Below are 16587 nucleotides of genomic sequence, written 5' to 3'. Positions count from 1 at the left end.
AGTGATTTGAAATTCAGTCGATGCGCCCGAACCAGGCGCCGTAGCCGCCGAGCTGTATGGAACCAGTGCTCGTCTGGCCCAAAAATCCGTGCCCGGGCAAAGGGTGCAGCGATCGGTCGCCAAGGTCAATCTCGGTCGGCACGGCTCCCAGATTGAAGACGCAGACGATCTGCTCATTGCCTGCCCGGCGCGTGAAAGCGACCGTGTCGCCCTGGCTTTCGATGAAGGTGATGTCGCCCTTGGCCAGCGCCGGATGGGCGCGCCGGAAGGTGAGAAAGCGCCGGTAATGCTCGAGCAAGGAGTGATCGTCGCCCTGCTGGACATTGACCGCTTGCGAGAGATGCTTTCCGGGCACCGGCAGCCACGGCTTCGCCGTCGAGAAGCCGCCATTCCTGGCGGCGGCATCCCACACCATCGGCGTGCGGCAGCCGTCGCGGCCCTTGAATTCCGGCCAGAAGCGGATGCCATAGGGGTCCTGCAGATCCTCGAACCGCAGGTCGGCCTCGCCAAGGCCGAGTTCCTCGCCCTGGTAGATGCAGACCGAGCCGCGCAAGGACATCAGCAGCGCCGAGATGACCTTGAGATAGGCGGTCGGGTCGGCCTCATTGGCGGCCCAGCGCGAGGCCGGGCGCATCACGTCATGGTTGGAAAAGGCCCAGCACGACCAGCCGTCACGGGCGACCTTGCCGAAGGCTTCCAGCACCGAGCGGACCTTGGCCGCGCTGATCTTTTCGGGCGCCAGGAAATCGAAGGAATAGCACATCTGCACGCGCTTGCCGCCGGCGGTATAGGCCGCCACCACTTCCAGCCCGCGCTGCGAATCGCCAACCTCGCCGACGGCTGCTGCTGCCGGGTATTCGTCGAGCAAGGCGCGGAACCGTTCGAGGAAAGCAAGGTTCTCCGGACGGCTCTTGTCGTAGAGATGGTCCTGGTAATTGTAGGGGTTGACCGCCGGCGCCGTCTGGTCGTTGCGCTCTTCCGGCGGCAGCGGCGGGTTGTTTTCCAGGCCCTGGCTGTGGAAGTAGAAATTGATGGTGTCGAGCCGGAAACCGTCGACGCCGCGCTCGAGCCAGAAACGGGTGACGTCGAGCAACGCGTCCTGGACTTGGCGGTTGTGGAAGTTGAGGTCGGGCTGCTCGGCCAGGAAGTTGTGCAGGTAATATTGCTGGCGGCTGGTGTCCCATTGCCACGCCGATCCGCCGAAGATCGACAGCCAGTTGTTGGGCGGCGTGCCGTCCGGCCTGGCGTCCGCCCAGACATACCAGTCGGCCTTCGGGTTGGTGCGGCTCGATCGGCTTTCCTTGAACCACGGATGATTGTCGGCGGTGTGCGACAGCACCTCGTCGATCATCACCTTCAAGCCCAGCCTGTGCGCCTCGGCTGTCAGCGCATCGAAATCGGCCAGCGTGCCGAACATCGGATCGACGTCGCAATAGTCGGTGACGTCGTAGCCGAAATCCTTCATCGGCGATTTGAAGAACGGCGATATCCAGATGGCGTCCGCGCCGAGTGCCGCGATGTAGGGGAGCCGGCCGATGATGCCCCTGAGGTCACCAATGCCGTCGCCGTTCGAGTCCTGGTAGCTGCGCGGATAGATCTGGTAGATCACCGCGCCTCGCCACCAGTCGCGATCGACGGCGAGGTCAGGTTTCGAACTGGCCTTCAAAGCTGATTGCATGGTCTCAGCCTCCTTTCACGGAACCGGCAAGCAGCCCGCGGACGAAATAGCGCTGCAGCGAGAAGAACACGATCAGCGGCACGATGATGGTCACGAAGGCCGATGTCGTCAGGATCTCCCAATCGCCGCCGCGCGAACCAAGCAAGGCATTGAGCTTGGCTGTCAGCACGATCTGGTCTGCTTCCGTACCCAGGAAAACCATCGCTACCAAGAGATCGTTCCATACCCACAGGAACTGGAAGATGGCAAACGAGGCCAGCACCGGAAATGACAGCGGCAGCACGATCTTGACGAAGATCTCGAAATCGCTGGCGCCGTCGATGCGCGCCGATTCCATGATCTCGCGCGGCAGGCCGGCAATGTAGCTGCGCAACAGGTAGATCGCGAAGGGCAGGCCAAAGCCGGTATGCGCCAGCCAGATGCCAAGATAGGTTTTCGACGGCACGCCAAAGAACGAGCCGACGCCGTTGTAGAGCTTCAGAAGCGGGATCAGCGACATCTGCAGCGGCACCACCAGCAGGCCGATGATGACCGCGATCAGCAGCGCACGGCCGGGAAAGCGCATCCAGGCCAGCGCGTAGGCGGCAAAGGCGGCGATCAGGATCGGGATGACGGTCGCCGGGATGGTGACGGTCAGCGAGTTCATGAAGGAGCGGCCGATGCCTTCGGAAAACAGCACGGTCTTGTAGTTGTCGGTGGTGAATTTCGGCGGCGCCGACGAGGCATAGTAGACGCGCTGGCCGCGATCGCCTTCGAACGCCTTGGGCGAGGCCATGACGAAGCTGCCGTCGGCATTGAGCTGCAAGGTTACGCCGTCGCCGAGATCGGCGACGCTGCCGGCGGGATATTGCGTGGGCGCCGCCGACTTGACGCCGAAAGCACTGATGTTGCGGGCAGCGCCGTCCCCGAAGATGTTGCCCTGAAGGACGAACTTGCCGTCCTTCTCGACTTGCGTCGAGGCGGCCGGCAGGCGGCCGGCTTCCGTCTGGGTGGAACTGGAGAACGAATTCCACCAGCCCGAGGCGATGATCTGGTCCTTGACGCGCAGCGACGAGACCAGGATGCCGAGCGTCGGGATGGTCCAGATGGCAACGAAGACAAGGACGGCAATGTGGACGCCAAAGCGGCTGGCGAAGGAATTTCCGGTCGCGACGGCCATCTCAATGTCCTCCCGTCTCTTTGTTCGCCTGGCGGATGTTCCAGACCATGATCGGAATGACCGCGATCATGATGATGATGGCGATGGTGGCGCCGCGGCCGAAGTCGCCGCCGCCACGGAACATCCAGTCGAACATCAGATTGGCCAGCACCTGGCTGTTCCACTGGCCGTTGGTCATGGTCAGCACGATGTCGAAAACCTTGAGCACCAGAATGGTGATCGTCGTCCAGACGACGGCGATTGTGCCCCAGATCTGCGGCACCATGATCTTCCAGAAGATCTGGAACGGGTTGGCGCCGTCGATGACGGCGGCTTCCAGCGTTTCCTCCGGAATGCCGCGCAGGGCGGAGGAAAGGATGACCATGGCAAAGCCGGTCTGGATCCAGATCAGGATGATCATCAGGAAGAAATTGTTCCAGAACGGCAGCGATATCCAGACCTGCGGCTGGCCGCCGAAATGCTGGATGATGGCGTTGAGGATGCCGATCTGCGTCTGGCCCTCGCCGCGATACTCGTAGATGAATTTCCAGATCACGCTGGCGCCGACGAAGGAGATCGCCAGCGGCAGGAAGATCAGGCTCTTGGCGATCGTGCCCCACCAGATCTTGTCGGTGAGCACGGCGATGATCAGCCCGAGGAAGGTGCAGGCGGCCGGCACCACCGCCAGCCAGATGATGTTGTTGAGGATCGAGTTGCGGAACTCGCGATCGCCGAACGCCCATTCATAGTTGGCCAAGCCGACGAAATTGGCGCCGCCGCGATCGAGGAACGACAGCCGCAGCGTCTCGACCACCGGATAGATCAGATAGATGGTCAGGATGATCATCGCCGGACCGACGAACAGCCATGGCCTGATCAGCCCCTGCCGGCGCAGATTGTCGATGGCGGCGGCACCGGCGACGCCGCGCGACGGGAATATCAGGTCGACCAGCTTGTTGGCGCCCCAGAAATAGGCGACGCAACCGCCGACCCCGACGATGATGACGAATATGGCCGAGAAGATCTGAGACGCCATGGGTTCCTCCCCCTGCGCATGATCCACCAGGGTTGAATGACCTTGGTGACGGGACCAGGCGCCGATTTCAGTTGTTTGGAGCGCGATCGGCCGCAGAACGTTTTGCGGATTGCGCTTCATGTCGATGCGCTCATGACGAAAGGCCGCGGCGCGGGCCGCCGTCGGATCCGGGCCGGCTAGGCCCGGATCCAGTGCGAGAATGAAAGGCTCGCGCGTTGAGTTGCCGAGCCCGGCAGGCCGCCTGCTTGCCGCCCGCCTACTTGATCGCGTCCCAGCTCTTCTGGATGTCGGTGGCGACATCCTGCGCCGACTTGCCGCCGACCAGGTCGATCATGCCGGTCCAGAAGGCGCCGGCGCCGATCTTGCCCGGCATCAGGTCGGAACCGTCGAAGCGGAAGGTCGAGGCATTGGCGAGGATCTCGCCCTGCTTCCTCAGCGCGTCGCTGGCATAGGCTGCCTTGTTGACCGCCTTGAACGGCGTCACGAAACCGCCCTCGGCCATCCAGATCTCGTGCGCCAGCGGCATCTTCAGGAATTCGATGAAGGCGCGCGCGGCCTTGGAGTCCTTGGTGATCATCGCCAGCGTGCCGGCGCCGAGCACGGGCGTGCCCAGGTCAGGCTTCGAGGCATAGGGCGGGAAGTAGAAGAAGTCCGCGTCCTGGCCAACCTTGGTGCCTTCCGGGAAGAAGGTCGGGATGAACGATGCCTGATGGTGCAGGTAGCATTTCGGCGGCACCGAGAAGAGGCCCTTCGGGCTGTCGCGGAAATCGGTCGCCGCAACCGCCTTGGCGCCACCATCAACCATCTTGTCGTCGGTCGCGATCTTGCCGAAGATATCGATGGCGTTGACCACCGCCGGATCGTTGAACGGGATCTCGTTCTTCACCCACTTGTCGTAGACGTCGGGCGTCTGGGTCCGCAGCATCAGGTCCTCGACCCAGTCGGTCGCCGGCCAGCCCGTGGCGCCGCCGGAGCCCAGCCCGATGCACCACGGCTTGCCGCCGTCGGCGATGATCTTCTTCTCGAGATCGGCGAGTTCTTCCTGCGTCTTGGGAACCGTGTAGCCGGCTTCCTTGAAATTGTCGGGCGAGTACCAGACCAGCGACTTCACGTCGGCCTTGTAAGGGAAAGCGAAGAAGCCCGGCTTGCCGTCCTTGTCCTTGAAGGTGCCGAGATCGACCCAGGACTGGCCGGCGCCGTAATTGTCCTTGACCCATTTGGCGGTATCGTCGCCGAGCGGCGTCAGCAGGCCCTTCGACGCCAGGTCCTGAATCAGGCCCGGCTGCGGCAGCACGGCGATGTTGGGCGGGCTGCCGGCCTGCGTGTCGATGACGATCTGCTGTTCGTAATTCTCAGAAGAGGAGTACTTGATCTCGACGCCGGTGGCTTCCGAGAAATAGTCGAGAACGCCGCGCACCAGGCCTTCGTCCTCGCCGCGCCATGGCCCGAAGATGGTCAGCGTCTCGCCCTTGAGATTGACTTTCTTGAGCTCTTCAAAATTCGCCCAGTCGAAGCGGGGATCCTCGCCCGGCTTGAACTTCAGTTCGGCCTGCGCGGGCACGTTCAGGGCGAGCGTGACAAACGCGGCGCCCAGCAAAAGCATTTTCTTCATCGGTATTCCTCCCAGTGGGTCACACACACCGGACGGAACCTCCATTCCGTCCGCCGACGCCGCAGGACTGTGACTCAGTCGGAAAGGAACCGCAACCTTTCGGAGAGTCTTCCAAAGCGCTTTGGCTTTTTTGATCTCGCCATTGAATCGCGCGGAAGTCAAGAGGGTGATGTGCTAATCGATTTAATTTGAGGCCATCCGAGCTCAAAAAGTGCGTTGCAGCATGCTTTTATGGCGGTGCAGCAGCAATTTCTGTTTCAAATCTTGTCAAACCACCCTTATGGTTGCTCATGGCGGCGCCCAGCTACCGTGGTGTCTTGGCCTATTCAATTTAAAAGCGCTTTGAGGCGCGGAGACCTGCTGTGAACCTCAAGCAGCTCGCCCATATGCTGGCGCTTTCGCAGACCACGGTAAGCCGCGCGCTGAACGGCTATCCGGAGGTCAACGAGGAAACGCGCCGGCGGGTGATGGACGCCGCCAAGCGCCACGGCTACCGCCCCAACCCGAGCGCGCGCCGGCTGGCGACCGGCAAGACCGGCATGATCGGCTATGTCCTGCCGACCGGTGCATCCGTCGACATCGATCCGCACTTCGTCGAGTTCCTGTCCGGCCTTGGCGACTATGCCCGCTCGCACGAGCTTGACCTGGTGCTGTCGCCGGCCGATGCCGACGACCAGGAAACGACCTACCGGCGCATCGTCGCCAACCGGCAGGTCGACGCCGTCTACATCTCCTCGCCAACGCCCGCCGACCGGCGCGTGGCGCTGGTCAACACGCTCGGCATTCCGTTCATCGTGCATGGCCGCAGCGAAGGCTTGGATTTCGACTATCCATTCACCGACATCGACAATGAGGGCGCCTTCCACGAGGCGGCCAGGCTTCTCATCCAGCTCGGCCATCGCCGGCTGGCGCTGATCAACGGCGACGACCGTGAGACCTTCGCCATCCATCGCGAGCGCGGCGTGCGCCGCGCCCTGGCGGCAAGTGGCCTGGAACTGGGCGAGCGCCATGTCTGTTCGGTGGCCATGACCGAGGAGAACGGCTATCGCGCCACCCGGCGTCTGCTGGAAGACGGCGACCCGCCGACGGCGATCGCCTGCTCCAGCCTGATCATGGCGCTCGGCGTCGTGCGCGCCGTGCGCGACCTCGGCCTGAGCATCCCCGGCGACGTGTCGCTGATCGCTCATGACGACGTCTTTCCCTGGCTGAGGCCTGAGAATTTCTCCGTGCCGCTGTCGACGACGCGCTCATCCATCCGCCTCGCTGGCGCGCGTATCGCAGAACGGCTGGCCGCACGGATTTCGGGACTGGAAGAGGGCGCCCGCGGCGAGGTCTGGCCGGTCGATCTGGTGGTCAGGGGATCGGTCGCCGGCGCGCCGGCGTAGAGGACAAACCCAACCGTCCCGGGGAGCCGGCCCTCTTGCGGACGTCGCCGGACGATCGATCGCCGTCTCGTGGGATAACGGTCTGTCTGCATCTGCTCTTGATTTGGCTTTTGGGGGATGGCAACCAGTAAGCCAGAGCCATCGATCATTCCTCCAGGATGCGCCACTTGCCCACGTTCCCGTTCTCCGAAACGGATCCAATCCAACATCATGGCCCGCCGCCGAAGACTTCGGAGGTGGTCATTGTTGGCGGCGGTATTGTAGGTGTAACGACCGCTCTTTTTCTTGCGCAGCGCAACATTCCGGTGACGCTGCTGGAAAAGGGACGCGTTGCGGCCGAGCAGTCCTCCCGAAATTGGGGTTGGATTCGAAAGCAGGGACGAGACGCGGATGAGCTGCCGATTGTTATCGAAGCTTGTCGTCTATGGCGGCAACTGGCTGAGGAATGCGGCGAAGACATCGGTCTGAACCAGACAGGTGTGACCTACCTGGCAAGCTCGGACAAGAAAATGGCCGGCTTCGAAGAGTTCATGAAGATCGCCGCGATCCATCAACTCGACACGCGCCTCCTGGACTCGGACGAAACCGCAAAACTCATCAAAGGCGCTTCGCGCAGGTTCAAGGGCGCGATGACGACGCCCTCCGATATGCGTGCGGAGCCTTGGTTGGCGGTGCCCGCGCTTGCTCGGCTTGCCGCTCGAAAAGGCGCCAAGATCGTAGAGAATTGCGCCGTGCGAACCCTCGAAATCTCGGCTGGCAAGATCAGGGGAGTGTGGACCGAGGCGGGATACATCGAGACGTCCAGCGTACTGGTCGCTGGCGGCGCCTGGTCGTCCCTGCTCCTGGCAAGACACGGCGTGTCTATCCCTCAACTCAGCGTCAGGGTAACCGTGGCTGCAACGGCGCCCTTGCCTGAAATCTATCCCGGTGCGGCAGCCGACGAACACATCGCGTTCAGGCGCAGACAGGATGGCGGATACACGCTCGCCCCGGGAGGTAGTAATTTGCTTTACCTTGGGCCCGACGCATTCCGGCATGCAACCAAGTATCTTCCCGCCCTCATGGCCAATCCGTTCGGAACACGTTACTTTCCGTTCGCTCCACCAGGCTACCCCGACAGCTGGTCGACGCCGCGCGATTGGGCACCCGATTCCCGGAGTCCTTTCGAAGGAATGCGGGTGCTCAACCCAGTCGCCGAACGCTCCGGTCTCCGTTCGGTAGAGCGCAATTTCAGACGCCTTTTTCCACAGTTCGAAACAGTTCGCTTAAAGGCGAGCTGGGGAGGCATGATCGACGCCATGCCCGACGTCGTCCCCGTCGTGGATCGCGCAGAGGCAATCGGTGGTCTTTTCGTCGCGACCGGAATGAGTGGTCACGGGTTCGGTATCGGGCCTGGAATCGGTCGCGTCGTTTCCGACATGATACAGGGAAACGAGAGTGGGCATGATCTCAGCCGCTTTCGGCTGTCGCGCTTCTATGATGGAAGCGCCGTTCGATTAGGTCCGGCCCTGTAGCGGATCGCGCGAAGCCATCGTCCATCGCCATGCCGGTGGGCGACTGCATTCCACCCATCTCGGTCGTTCCAAATAGCCAGTGCATGTCGCCCAGGCTCACTCCTTTGCCGCCTCGGCCGCCTTCGTATCCAGCAGCCCATAGCCGAAATCATTGTCGCGCCCCTTGGGTCCGAGGTCTTTCGCTGTTGCCGCCAGTGCCTTTTCGATGTCGTCGGCCGAGCGGTCGGGCGCGGCATGGATGAGGTTGGCGATGGCACCGCTCACGATCGCCGCCGCGAACGAGGTGCCGGTCACCACGTCCGAGCCGGCGCCGCTCGGCGCCACCATCTCGACGCCGGGCGCCGAGATGAAGACATAGGCGCCGCGATTGGCCTGCGGCATCAGCCCGTCCCTGGCATCGGTGGCGGTCACCGCGATGACACCGTCGAAGGCGGCCGGATAGCCGTAAGGCGCCTTCGGCCCGTTGTTGCCGGCGGCGGCAACCAGCACGATGCCAAGCGCCCGCCCATTGCGGCAGGCGGTGCCGAGCAACTCGTTCTTCGGGCCGACGAAGCTCATGTTGATGATGCGGACGTCCTGGTCAGCCGCCCAGTCGAGGGCCGACAGGATGACGTCCATGGTCGACTTGCCGCCCTCGAAGGCGCGGGCGTGGTAGATCCTGGCGCCTGGCGCCATGCCTTCCAGCGCGCCCACCCCGGCTATCAGGCCGTCGACCGAAGTGCCGTGATCGCGCTTTTCGATCGGCACGTCGGGCATCGCGTCGAACTGTCCGGCGATGACGCCGGACAACGCCGGATTGGTGTCGTCGATGCCGGTATCGATCACCGCGATGCGGACGTTCTCTCCGCTGGCCTGCTTGGCATCGAGCGCGATGCGGTCGAAGGCATAGTTGACGATGCTGGCGGCCTGCTGCAGCGAATAGACATGGTTGGGCTCGCGCCGCAGGGTGCGGCCATCAGCGGCAAGCTGCGCCAGCACGATTCCGACAGGGCGGCCATCGGGAATGCCGAAGCGCACCAGCGTGGTGCCAAGCAGCCTGGACTGGCGCTGCGAGCGCACCTGCAGGCCGAAGGAAGCGGCAATCTGCTGCACGGCGCCGGCATCGCCATCGACGGTCACCAGCACTTCGTCGGGCACGAAATCGCCGGCCACCGCGCGCGGCGGCAGGACTGGGATGAGATCGGTCGGCGAGACGATCGGGCCGCCCGCCGGCGGACCGGCCTGCGTGTCGCCAGGCGGTATCGCCGGGTCTGGCCGCGGCGTCGGCACCGGTGCCGGAGGGGCGATCGGATTGGGAAACAGGTCGACGATCAGGGCGGGAAGAAAGACGGCCCCAGCCGCGGCAGGACCCGCGTCGCCCCCACCACCGCCGCCGCCGCTGCCATCCTTGGCGCAGTCGGCGCCGGCCGCATTGGTCCCGTTGCGGCAGTCGATTTTCGTCTGTTCGGGATTGGCGGCATTGGTCTGCGCCGACGCGGGCACGGCGGCGATTGTTATCGCCGCCGCAAGCATTGCCGCAAATCGAATGACCGCCTCAGCCGCCATCAACCGGTTTCCTTCCCTCGATCACAGTGTCGGTGAAGGGCTGGGCGGCAATAAGGCCGAGTTGCTTGGCGTAGTCGGCTGCGGTGGCAGCCGGGATGCCAAGCCGGAACACGCCGTCGGCGGTTGGTCCATCGATGATCTTCAGCCCATTGCTGCCGAGGAAGCCCGCAATGTCCGACATCTTCGCGTCGGGCTTAAACCTGACCAGGGCGAACGGCATTTTTGCCAGATCGTCTTGTGCACCGGCAATCTCGAAATTGCCGCTCTTGCCGCCCGGGTTGACGAGCGACTGCACAATGATCAGCGCCAGCAGCACCGCGGCCGCCGCCCATGCGACGCCGGCCGGCACCGCCATGAAGCGGCCCCAGGCCTGCGCCAGCCAGGACGAGCTTGCCGGCCTGCGCACAGGCCCGGCCTCGGCGTCGAGTGCTTTGGCGAAGCGGCTGAACGCATCAGCCGGTGGCCGGATCGCTTCATTGGCGGCCGTGGCACTGGAGAATTCGGCTTCCGCCTCGCCAAGGGCGGCAAGCGCCGCCGGATCGCTGGCAAGCCATTCCTCGACGGCTTCCAGCTCCGAACCTTCCAGCGAGCCGTTCAGGTAGAACGGCAGCAGCGTTTCCATTTCGTCGCGGCGCGACATCTTCTCAGCGGCGCTCATGGCCACCCCCTGTCGTAACCGGCGGCCTTGAGGGCTTCGCCGAGTTTCTTGCGGGCGTAGAACATCCGGGTCTTGACGGTCGCGACCGGGATGCCGAGCACCTCGCCGATCTCGGTGACCGACTGCCCGTGATAATAGGCAAGGTCGATGACCGTGCGATGCTCTTCGGGCAAGGCGTCGACGAAGCGGCGCAAGGCGGCAGCCTTGTCCTCCTTCATGGTGACGACTTCCGGAGTGTCGGCGCCGTCGGGCACCGCGGCGGCGGCCTCGTCGTCGATCCAGTTTTCCTTCCTCTTGCGCAGCAGGGACAGCGCCTTGAAACGGGCGATGCCGAGCAGCCACGTCGAGACTTCGGAGCGTCCCTCGAAGCCTGGCGCCTGGCGCCATAGCTCGAGAAACACTTCGTTCGCGATATCGTCAGCCATCATTTCCGATCCCGTCTGGCGCGCCACGAAGCGGTAGACCCGCGCGTGGTGACGCATGAACAGGAGCCGCACGGCGGCACGATCGCCCTTCGCGACCCGGTCGACAAGCGCGCGATCGGTCTCCGTCGCTGCCGTCATGGCCGGTCGAGCCGCCTGGCTCCTGTCTGCTCTGTCGCTGATCGGTCCAAAAAGGTTCATCCTCCGCCAAGGAATTCTGGGGAGGCTAACCGAAGAAGGGAAGCGTTGCCAGAGTATCTCCCTTCTCCCCGTCACTATACGGGGAGAAGGTGCCGGCAGGCGGATGAGGGGCGGCGCCGGCGTCGCGTTCACCCGGCCCTTCGCAGGCTCAGGGCGTTCGAAGCTCGAAAAGCCAAGCAATTGGCTTTTCGTTCGCCTGCGCGAACCGCTTCTCACCCCAGGAACGGCTTCGCCTTCATCGTCGCAGGCACCGGAACACCCAGCCGGCTCAGGATGGTCGGCGCCAGCTGCAGCTGGTCGAGCAGCGTGTCGGCCTGTGGGCCTTGCCCTGGGCCGAAATAGTACAACGCGAAATCCTGCATCTCGTCGTCATGGCCGCCATGGTGGCCGCGGTCGGTCTGGCCGTGGTCGGCGGTGACGATGACCTCGTAGCCGGCTTCGATCCAGCGCGGCAGGAAAGCCGCCAGCATGCCGTCCATCGCATAGACGGCATGGTCCATCTCGTGGCAGTCGTGGCCGAAGCGGTGGCCCATCGAGTCCAGCGTGCAGGTGTGCAGGATGCCATAGTCGATGCCGTGGCGCCTCGTCAGCATGGTCAGCGTCGCGAACAGGTCGACGTCGCTCGGCGTCATCTGGTTGCGGGCGTTGTAGCCGGTCATGGTGTGAAACCGGCCATGCGTGATCGGCCCGCCCGGCTCGTCGAATTCCATGTCCTCGACCAGGTCGAACGGATAGGCGCGGAAGAATTCCGACCAGTAGGAATGGGTGACCGCGCCGGTCTTGCCACCGGCCTTGCTGACCTCGGAGAAGATATCGGGTTGCCCGACGCGGAAGCGGTTCTCGTTGGACAGGATGCAGTGCACCTGTGGCGGCACGCCGGTGTGGATCGAGGCGTAGCAGCAGGCGGAGGTCGACGGCAGCACGGAGCGCATCTTCCACACCCGCGCCTCGCCCGATTGCACCCAGCCTTCGAGATTGCCCATCAGCCGGCGCCAGTTCCTGTAAGGCACGCCATCGAGGATGATCAGCAAGAGCTTGGATTTGAGCGCCATGGGCTGCTCCATGCGGTTTGGCAGTTGACAAGGGAACGCCGTGTGCCGTTCCGGGCACACGGCGTTCTGCAGGTGAATCAAACGAGCATGATTTCGACTATGCGTTCAGCCAGCACTCGCCGAGCGCATAGCCATCCATCATTTCGCCGATCGGGCTCTTGGCGAAGCCGCCGATCTTGTTGGTGGCGGCGGCGTCGATGAACTGGTTGAAGAAGGGCACGATCAGTCCGCCTTCATCGCGCATCATCACCGCCATGTCGTGGTAGATCGCCTTGCGCTTGGCCTGGTCGAGCTCGCCGCGCGCCGCAAACAGCATCTTGTCGAATTCCGGCCGCTTGAACCGCGTGTCGTTCCAGTCGGCGGTCGAAACGTAGCCGGTGGAATACATCTGGTCCTGCGTGGCGCGCCCACCCCAGTAGGAGAGCGAGAAGGGCTGCTTGTTCCAGACCTCCGACCAGTAGCCATCGCCGGGCTCGCGCTTGATCTCGATCTTGATGCCGGCCTTGGCGCAGGACTGCTGGTAGAGCTGGGCGGCATCGACGGCGCCGGGGAAGGCGACGTCCGAGGTGCGCAGCACGATCGAGCCGCTATGGCCGGATTTCTTGTAGAGCGCTGCCGCCTTTTCCGGATCGAACTTGCGCTGTTCGATGTCGCTGGAAAACAGCGGATAGGCTTCGTTGATCGGGAAGTCGTTACCGACCGAGCCGTAGCCGCGCAGGATCTTCTCCAGCATCTCGTCGCGGTCCATGGCGAGTTTCAACGCCATCCGCAGGTCGTTGCTGTCGAAGGGGGCGGTGTCGCAGAACATGTTGAACGGGTAGTAGCCCTTGCCCGACACGTTCTCGATGGTGACGCCGGGAATGCGCTTGACCAGGTCGACCACCTTGGGCTCAACGCGGTTGATCATGTGCACCTGGCCGCCCTGCAGGGCGGCAAGCCGTGCGGTCGCGTCGTTGATGACGACGATCTCGATCTGGTCGGCATGGCCCATCTTGTCGCCTTGCCAGTAATTGGCGAAGCGCTCGCCGCCATGGCGCACGCCCGGCTGGTTGACGGCGACCTTGTAGGGGCCGGCGCTGATGCCGGCATTCGGATTGTCCTTGCCGCCATTCGGCTGGATAACGAGGTGGTAGTCGGCCATCAGATAGGGGAAGTCGGCATCGGCGTCGCCAAGCGTGACGATGACTTCCTTGCCGCTCGCCTTGACGCCCTTGATGTTCTTGAGGATGCCGAGCGCGCCCGACTTCGATTTCTCGTCGGCATGGCGTTCGATGGTGGCCGCGATGTCTTCCGCGGCAACGGTCTTGCCATTGTGGAATTCGATGCCGTCGCGCACCTTGATCGTCCAGGTCTTGGCGTCCTTGGCGGCGCCGATTTCCTCGGCGATCATGTTTGTCAGGCTATTGTCCGGCATCAGCCGGACCAGGTATTCGCCCCATTGCTTGCCGAAACTGTAGGTTACCTGGCTCAGGTTGAGCGCCGGATCGAGGCTGTTGGTCGATTCGCCGCCTTGCAGGCCGGCCTTGAGGATGCCGCCCTTGACCGGCGCCTGCGCGAAGGCTTTTCCCGCCAGTGTCGTTGCCAGCGCCGCCGATACGCCCAGTGCCGCGGTGCGGCCGAGGAAGTCGCGGCGCGATATCCGCCCCTGGCCGGCGAGTTCAGTGAGATGGTCGAGTTCAGTCTTCATTTGTCTACCCCCCTTTAAAACAATTTCACACGAGCGGCGCCCGTCCAGGAGGACGTGTGGCGCTGTAGTGTTGCATGCGGATGACGGTGGCCGTCTTCCCTGACCGGCGGATCAGGTCCATCCCTTTGTCTTGGCGCAATTCCCTGGGGAAAGCGCCACGCGCTTTTCCCGGAATTGCTCTAGTTCCCCGCGCTGGCCATGCGCCGTCCCTTGATCGCCTTTTCCAGCCAGCCGATCTCCATCTCCGGGACCGACGACAAGAGAAGGTCGGTATAGGCGTCGAAGGGCGGCGTCAGCACCTTGCTCTTCGGCCCATAGCGCACCACCTCGCCGCGATACATCACCGCGATCGAATCGGCGATCGACTTCACCGTGGCGAGATCATGGGTGATGAACAGATAGGCGACATTCTCCTCCTTCTGCAGCTCGAGCAGGAGCTCGAGGATGCCGTGCGCGACCAACGGATCGAGCGCCGATGTCACCTCGTCGCAGATGATCAGCTTCGGCTTGGCGGCGAGCGAACGGGCGATGCAGACGCGCTGCTTCTGCCCGCCCGACAGCTCGGCCGGATAGCGGTCGATGAACCCCTTGCCCATCTCGATCTTGTCGAGCAGCTCGGCGACGCGGGCGTCGCGCTGCTTGCCGCGCATGCCGAAATAGAACTCCAGCGGCCGGCCGATGATGGTGCCGACGGTCTGGCGCGGGTTCATTGCCACATCGGCCATCTGGTAGATCATCTGCAACTGGCGCAAATCCTCCTTCGGCCGGTCGGCCAGCCGGTTGGCCAACGGGCGCCCGTCGAAGGTCACCGTGCCCTGTTCAGGCGGCAAAAGCCCGGTGATGGCGCGCGCCAGCGTCGACTTGCCCGAACCGGATTCGCCGACGACGGCCAACGTCTGGCCTGGATAGATGTCGACCGAGACGTTCTTCAGCACCTTGACGTGGCCGCCGCCATAAGCGGCGGTGACGTTCTTCACCGACAGGAATGGCGTCGTGCCTGGCTTCTGTTCGGCATGTTCGATCTCGTGCACCGACACCAGCGCGTTGGTGTATTCCTGGCGCGGCTCCTTGATGATCTGGCGGGTGCCGCCCCATTCGACCAGCCGGCCATGGCGCAGCACCATGATCTCGTCGGAGACCTGGGCGACGACGGCAAGGTCATGGGTGATGTAGAGCGCCGCGACATGGGTGTCGCGGATGGCGTCCTTGATCGCCGCCAGCACGTCGATCTGCGTCGTCACGTCGAGCGCCGTCGTCGGCTCGTCGAAGACGATCAGGTCCGGCTCGGAGCACAGCGCCATCGCCGTCATCACGCGCTGCAACTGGCCGCCCGAAACCTGGTGCGGAAAGCGTTCGCCGATGGTTTCCGGGTTCGGCAGGCTGAGCTTCTTGAACAGCGCGACGGCGCGCTTTTCGGCTTCCGCGCGAGTCGCCGTGCCGTGCAGAAGGGTGGCCTCCACCACCTGGTCCATCAGCTTGTGCGCCGGGTTGAAGGCGGCCGCCGCCGATTGCGCGACATAGCAGACCTCGCGGCCGCGCAGTTTGCGGAAGCCGTCCTTGCCGCCCTTAAGGATGTCGCGGCCATTGAGGATCACCTCGCCGCCGGTGATGCGCACGCCGCCGCGGCCATAGCCCATCGACGACAGGCCGATCGTCGACTTGCCGGCGCCGGATTCACCGATCAGCCCCAGCACCTTGCCCTTCTCCAGCGTCAGCGAGACGTCGTGGACGAGGGTGATCGTCTTCGGCGGCTCGCCGGGCGGGTACACCGTGGCCTCGATGCGCAGATTGCGGATGTCGAGCAGCAGGCCAGGCTTCGCTTTGCTGTCGGCCATCACCCGCGTCCTCCCTTCAGGCTTGTCGTGCGGTTGAGCACCCAGTCGGCGACAAGGTTGACCGAAATCGCCAGCATGGCGATCGCCGCCGCCGGGATCAGTGCGGCCCCGATGCCGAAAACGATGCCGTCCTTGTTTTCCTTGACCATGCCGCCCCAGTCGGCATCCGGCGGCTGTACGCCAAGGCCGAGGAAGGACAGCGTCGACAGGAACAGCACGGCATAGATGAAGCGCAGGCCGAGTTCCGAAACCAGCGGCGACAGCGCATTGGGCAGGATCTCGCGGAAGATGATCCAGGCGCTGCCTTCGCCGCGTAGCTTGGCCGCCTCGACATAGTCCATGACATTGATGTCGACGGCGACCGCTCGCGAAAGGCGATAGACGCGGGTCGAATCGAGAATGCCCATCACCAGGATCAGCGTCACCAGGTTGGACGGCAGCACGGAGAGCACGACGAGGCCCATGATCAGCGTCGGGATCGACATCAGCAAGTCGACGAGACGCGACAGCAGCGTGTCGAACCAGCCGCCGAACACCGCCGCCGAGAAGCCGAGGATGGCGCCCAGCGAGAACGACAGCGCTGTGGCGAGCACTGCGATGAACAAGGTGATGCGGGCGCCGTAGATCATGCGCGACAGCAGGTCGCGGCCGAGATTGTCGGTGCCCAGCCAATGCGTCGCCGACATCGGTTCCCAGACGTCGCCGACGATCTCGCCATTGCCGTGCGGCGCGATCCACGGCGCGAAGATCGCCGCCAGGACGAACAAGGCGGTCAGGACTATGCCGATCAGCGCCGGGATGGGGATGCGTTTGATATCGAGCAT

Annotated in this window: 13 protein-coding genes; 2 read left to right on the top strand and 11 right to left on the bottom strand. The window is 63.8% G+C overall.

Going from position 1 to position 16587, the window contains the following annotated elements; all coding sequences use genetic code 11:
• Positions 1 to 13: 13 nt before the first annotated feature.
• The 4 genes from OOJ09_RS05025 to OOJ09_RS05010 form a co-directional block, all read right to left on the bottom strand.
• The gene (locus tag OOJ09_RS05025) at positions 14 to 1678 is read right to left on the bottom strand and encodes an alpha-glucosidase (RefSeq protein WP_269904141.1); all 1665 of its coding nucleotides are present in this window, start codon (positions 1676 to 1678) and stop codon (positions 14 to 16) included.
• A gap of 4 nt (positions 1679 to 1682) precedes the next feature.
• Positions 1683 to 2837 carry a carbohydrate ABC transporter permease gene (locus tag OOJ09_RS05020; RefSeq protein ID WP_269904140.1) on the bottom strand — a complete coding sequence of 385 codons (1155 nt, stop codon included), beginning with the start codon at positions 2835 to 2837 and terminating at the stop codon, positions 1683 to 1685.
• Position 2838: 1 nt separating this feature from the next.
• On the bottom strand, positions 2839 to 3852 hold the full coding sequence (locus OOJ09_RS05015; protein ID WP_269904139.1) for a carbohydrate ABC transporter permease: 1014 nt from the start codon (positions 3850 to 3852) through the stop codon (positions 2839 to 2841).
• A gap of 256 nt (positions 3853 to 4108) precedes the next feature.
• Positions 4109 to 5464 (bottom strand): ABC transporter substrate-binding protein, encoded by a 1356-nt coding sequence (locus OOJ09_RS05010; protein WP_269904138.1) that lies wholly within the window; start codon positions 5462 to 5464, stop codon positions 4109 to 4111.
• 362 nt (positions 5465 to 5826) lie between these two features.
• On the opposite strand from OOJ09_RS05010, the gene OOJ09_RS05005 reads away from it, so the two are divergent.
• A complete protein-coding gene (locus OOJ09_RS05005; protein WP_269904137.1) occupies positions 5827 to 6849 on the top strand; it encodes a LacI family DNA-binding transcriptional regulator in 1023 nt (340 codons plus the stop codon).
• A gap of 167 nt (positions 6850 to 7016) precedes the next feature.
• Positions 7017 to 8363 (top strand): NAD(P)/FAD-dependent oxidoreductase, encoded by a 1347-nt coding sequence (locus OOJ09_RS05000; RefSeq protein ID WP_269904136.1) that lies wholly within the window; start codon positions 7017 to 7019, stop codon positions 8361 to 8363.
• Between the two features lie 96 nt (positions 8364 to 8459).
• Here OOJ09_RS05000 and OOJ09_RS04995 read toward each other — a convergent pair whose 3' ends face one another.
• The 7 genes from OOJ09_RS04995 to OOJ09_RS04965 form a co-directional block, all read right to left on the bottom strand.
• Positions 8460 to 9908, bottom strand: coding sequence for a S8 family serine peptidase (locus OOJ09_RS04995; protein WP_269904135.1), 1449 nt, complete (start codon positions 9906 to 9908; stop codon positions 8460 to 8462).
• Complete coding sequence (locus OOJ09_RS04990; protein ID WP_269904134.1) at positions 9898 to 10566, bottom strand: anti-sigma factor; 669 nt, start codon at positions 10564 to 10566, stop codon at positions 9898 to 9900. The genes OOJ09_RS04995 and OOJ09_RS04990 overlap by 11 nt, the downstream gene beginning before the upstream one ends.
• Positions 10563 to 11129, bottom strand: a complete 567-nt coding sequence (locus OOJ09_RS04985) for a sigma-70 family RNA polymerase sigma factor (protein ID WP_269904133.1) — start codon at positions 11127 to 11129, stop codon at positions 10563 to 10565. The genes OOJ09_RS04990 and OOJ09_RS04985 overlap by 4 nt, the downstream gene beginning before the upstream one ends.
• A 272-nt stretch (positions 11130 to 11401) precedes the next feature.
• Positions 11402 to 12241 (bottom strand): alkaline phosphatase family protein, encoded by an 840-nt coding sequence (locus OOJ09_RS04980; RefSeq protein ID WP_269904132.1) that lies wholly within the window; start codon positions 12239 to 12241, stop codon positions 11402 to 11404.
• Between the two features lie 97 nt (positions 12242 to 12338).
• Positions 12339 to 13928: an ABC transporter substrate-binding protein gene (locus OOJ09_RS04975; RefSeq protein WP_269904131.1), complete on the bottom strand. Its 1590-nt coding sequence runs from the start codon at positions 13926 to 13928 to the stop codon at positions 12339 to 12341.
• 179 nt (positions 13929 to 14107) lie between these two features.
• Complete coding sequence (locus OOJ09_RS04970; protein WP_269904130.1) at positions 14108 to 15763, bottom strand: ABC transporter ATP-binding protein; 1656 nt, start codon at positions 15761 to 15763, stop codon at positions 14108 to 14110.
• Positions 15763 to 16587: an ABC transporter permease gene (locus tag OOJ09_RS04965; protein WP_091581031.1), complete on the bottom strand. Its 825-nt coding sequence runs from the start codon at positions 16585 to 16587 to the stop codon at positions 15763 to 15765. Before OOJ09_RS04965 ends, OOJ09_RS04970 begins: the two co-directional genes overlap by 1 nt.

It is taken from the genome of Mesorhizobium qingshengii, from assembly GCF_027563465.1.
Taxonomy (GTDB): domain Bacteria; phylum Pseudomonadota; class Alphaproteobacteria; order Rhizobiales; family Rhizobiaceae; genus Mesorhizobium; species Mesorhizobium qingshengii_A.
The sequence above is the reverse complement of the archived record's forward strand: the minus strand, read 5'-3'. Positions and strand labels throughout refer to the sequence as shown.

What these genes read in the sequence shown, in the direction of transcription:
- OOJ09_RS05020 (WP_269904140.1), bottom strand. Translation starts at nt 2,837, where the DNA reads ATGGCCGTCGCGACCGGAAATTCCTTCGCCAGCCGCTTTGGCGTCCAC.
- OOJ09_RS04975 (WP_269904131.1), bottom strand. Translation starts at nt 13,928, where the DNA reads ATGAAGACTGAACTCGACCATCTCACTGAACTCGCCGGCCAGGGGCGG.
- OOJ09_RS05025 (WP_269904141.1), bottom strand. Translation starts at nt 1,678, where the DNA reads ATGCAATCAGCTTTGAAGGCCAGTTCGAAACCTGACCTCGCCGTCGAT.
- OOJ09_RS04995 (WP_269904135.1), bottom strand. Translation starts at nt 9,908, where the DNA reads ATGGCGGCTGAGGCGGTCATTCGATTTGCGGCAATGCTTGCGGCGGCG.
- OOJ09_RS05010 (WP_269904138.1), bottom strand. Translation starts at nt 5,464, where the DNA reads ATGAAGAAAATGCTTTTGCTGGGCGCCGCGTTTGTCACGCTCGCCCTG.
- OOJ09_RS04985 (WP_269904133.1), bottom strand. Translation starts at nt 11,129, where the DNA reads ATGACGGCAGCGACGGAGACCGATCGCGCGCTTGTCGACCGGGTCGCG.
- OOJ09_RS04965 (WP_091581031.1), bottom strand. Translation starts at nt 16,587, where the DNA reads ATGCTCGATATCAAACGCATCCCCATCCCGGCGCTGATCGGCATAGTC.
- OOJ09_RS04980 (WP_269904132.1), bottom strand. Translation starts at nt 12,241, where the DNA reads ATGGCGCTCAAATCCAAGCTCTTGCTGATCATCCTCGATGGCGTGCCT.
- OOJ09_RS04970 (WP_269904130.1), bottom strand. Translation starts at nt 15,763, where the DNA reads ATGGCCGACAGCAAAGCGAAGCCTGGCCTGCTGCTCGACATCCGCAAT.
- OOJ09_RS04990 (WP_269904134.1), bottom strand. Translation starts at nt 10,566, where the DNA reads ATGAGCGCCGCTGAGAAGATGTCGCGCCGCGACGAAATGGAAACGCTG.
- OOJ09_RS05015 (WP_269904139.1), bottom strand. Translation starts at nt 3,852, where the DNA reads ATGGCGTCTCAGATCTTCTCGGCCATATTCGTCATCATCGTCGGGGTC.